We start from the raw sequence: 875 nt of genomic DNA, 5'->3' as shown, positions 1-875 counted from the left end.
AGAGCGTGTCTCACGTCGAGTGCGGGAGTTTCTTCCAGCAGGTGATCGCGGCAGCGAGGCAGACGAACCCGAGGAAGTTCCGGCCGTTACGTTCGTAACGCAGAGTCAAACGGCGATAGCCACCGAGCCAGGCGAGAGTTCTCTCGACTTTCCACCGGTACCGACCAAGCCGTTCGACGCTGTCCACACCTCGGCGGGCGATACGCACCGCGATGCCACGCCGGCGCAGGAAACACCGCAGTTCCGGCTGGTCGTAGGCCTTGTCCGCACGCAGCTTGTCCGGCCGGCGTCGCCGCGGCCCCCGGCGGGAACGGATCGCCGGGATACTGGCCACCAGCGGGACGAAGGCCCCGCTGTCGTGCAGGTTCGCCGTGGAGACCGCCACGACCAGCGGCAACCCGGCCCCGTCGGTCAGGACATGGATTTTCGAGCCCGGTTTGCCGCGATCGACCGGGTTCGGACCGGTCAGGCTTCCCCTTTTTTCGCGCGGAGACTGGCCGCGTCCACGATCACCGACGACCAGTCGACCTGCCCGGCCACACCGTGCAGATCAAGGATCTTCCGATGCAGCCGGGGCCAGACACCCGCCCGGGTCCAGGCCTGGAACCGACGGTGCGCCGTGGGCACCGACACCCCGAACTCGGCCGGCAGATGCCGCCAGGCACACCCCGAGGTCAGCACGTAGACCACCGCGGTGAACACCGCCCGATCCTCGATCGGGGCAGTTCCACCACCCTGCCAGCGACCCTCGAACCGGGGTAGCAGCGGTTCCACCAGCTCCCACAACTCGTCCGGGACCAGCCGCCCGGCGAGGCTGCTCTCCAACACGTCCATGATCAGATATGTACCCGGAGCGGCCACGCAAGACACGCTCT

General features: G+C 67.7%; 1 protein-coding gene. It reads right to left on the bottom strand.

What is annotated here, in order from left to right; all coding sequences use genetic code 11:
* Positions 1–10: 10 nt before the first annotated feature.
* A protein-coding gene (locus MXD62_RS27680) for an IS5 family transposase (protein WP_248832332.1) occupies positions 11–834 on the bottom strand; the annotation gives its coding sequence in 2 pieces (ribosomal slippage) (positions 11–469 and positions 472–834; 822 coding nt in all).
* Positions 835–875: the final 41 nt, after the last annotated feature.

The organism is Frankia sp. Mgl5, assembly GCF_023242985.1.
GTDB classification, from domain to species: Bacteria; Actinomycetota; Actinomycetes; order Frankiales; family Frankiaceae; genus Parafrankia; species Parafrankia soli.
Note: the sequence above shows the minus strand (reverse complement) of the source record. Positions and strands in the feature narration are given on the sequence as shown.